Genomic DNA, 1,650 nt, shown 5'->3' on the forward strand with positions numbered 1-1,650 from the left:
GAGGGGTTCGAGGCCGCGGGCGGGTACGGGGTTGCCGGCGGGTACGGAGGTCCAGCTGCCGGCGCCGCGGCGGGACTCCAGGAATCCTTCGGCGCGGAGGGCTTCGTAGGCGGCGGCGACTGTGGTGCGGCTGACGCGGAGGGCCGCGGCCAGTTCGCGTTCGGCGGGCAGGCGGGCGGCGACGGGGACTCGGCCTTCGAGGACCAGGACGCGGACGCCGTCGGCGAGGGCACGGTAGGCGGGGGTGCGGCGGTTGCCGTTCGGGGCGGCCGGGCGCTGGGATTCGAGGAGCCGGCTGAGCTGAATGGCCCCGACGCTGGCGGTCCACTCGGGCATGATCAGTCCACCTTCCGCTGATTGGCCATGGAATTGGCCCTTGATGTGGCCCAGGGTGTCACGTGTTGGTCTGTTGTCGCCAGGGGAGGTCCACCGTGTCGGGGAGAAGGTCGGGGAGAAGGTCGGGGAGAAGCGGGTCAGGGGACGGTGTGGTCGGCCGGCTGGTGCGGCTGTACGTCGGGTTGCTGCTGTACGGGGCGACGTTGGCGGTGATGGTGCGGGCGGACCTGGGCCTGGCGCCGTGGGATGTGTTCCATCAGGGCGTGGCGCGGCAGACCGGTCTGTCGATCGGCACGGTCCTGGTGATCACGGGTGCGGTGGTGCTGTTGCTGTGGGTGCCGCTGCGGCAGCGTCCGGGCCTGGGCACGGTCTCGAACGTGGTGCTGATCGGGGTGGCGATGGACGCCGCGCTGGCAGTGCTCCCGCCGGTGGACGGGCTGGTGTGGCGGGTACTCGCGCTGGCGGCGGCGGTGGTGGTGAACGGTGTGGCGACGGGGCTGTACCTGTCGGCGCGCTTCGGTGCCGGGCCCCGGGACGGGTTGATGACGGGGCTGCACGAGCGGACGGGCCGCTCGGTGCGGTTGGTGCGGACCGCGTTGGAGGTGTCGGTGCTGGCCACCGGCTTCGCGCTGGGTGGCTCGGTCGGGGTGGGCACGGTGGCGTACGCGCTGGGTATCGGGCCGTTCTCGCAGTTGTTCCTGCGGGTGTTCGCGCCGCGACGGGCGGTGGCGAGTCCCGTGGTGGCCCGTGGCGGCCGGGTACGGCGGCTGGCGGATCGGGTGATACTGCGTCGGTGAGAACCGCATCGCATCCCTTCCTGGACCGTCCCGCGCCGCTGGCCTTCGCCCACCGCGGCGGGGCGGCGGACGGTCTGGAGAACACGCATCGCGCCTTCGAGCGGGCCGTCGGCCTGGGCTACCGCTATCTGGAGACGGACGTGCACCTGACGGCGGACGGGGTGCTGGTGGCGTTCCACGACGCGACGCTGGACCGGGTCACCGACGGCAGCGGGCCGATCGCCGGGCTGTCCTGGGCGGAGGTGGCGCGGGCGCGGGTGGGGGGTTCGGAGCCGGTGCCGAGGTTGGCCGATCTGCTGCGGGCCTTCCCGGCCGCGCGGTGGAACCTGGACGTGAAGGCGGAGGCGGCGCTACGGCCGCTGCTGGCGGAGTTGGACCGGCTGGACGCCTGGGACCGGGTGTGCGTGGGGTCGTTCACCGAGGCCCGGGTGGCACGGGCGCGGGCGTGGGCAGGCCCGAGGTTGGCGACGTCGCTGGGGACGCGCGGCGTGGTGGGGTTGCGGCTGCGGTCCCTGGG

General features: G+C 73.7%; 3 protein-coding genes. 2 read left to right on the forward strand and 1 reads right to left on the reverse strand.

Annotated elements, in window-relative coordinates; translation table 11 throughout:
- Positions 1 to 336, reverse strand: a 336-nt coding sequence (locus FNX44_RS26690) for a GntR family transcriptional regulator (RefSeq protein WP_153507777.1), incomplete at its 3' end; no start/stop codon positions are given.
- 149 nt (positions 337 to 485) lie between these two features.
- On the opposite strand from FNX44_RS26690, the gene yczE reads away from it, so the two are divergent.
- Together yczE and FNX44_RS26700 are read left to right on the forward strand one after the other, a co-directional pair.
- On the forward strand, positions 486 to 1,133 hold the full coding sequence (gene yczE / locus FNX44_RS26695) for a membrane protein YczE (RefSeq protein WP_407699200.1): 648 nt from the start codon (positions 486 to 488) through the stop codon (positions 1,131 to 1,133).
- Positions 1,130 to 1,650, forward strand: a 521-nt coding sequence (locus FNX44_RS26700; protein WP_323369685.1) for a glycerophosphodiester phosphodiesterase family protein, incomplete at its 3' end; no start/stop codon positions are given. The genes yczE and FNX44_RS26700, both read left to right, overlap by 4 nt.

This window comes from Streptomyces alkaliterrae (assembly GCF_007097205.2).
Classification (GTDB): Bacteria; Actinomycetota; Actinomycetes; order Streptomycetales; family Streptomycetaceae; genus Streptomyces; species Streptomyces alkaliterrae.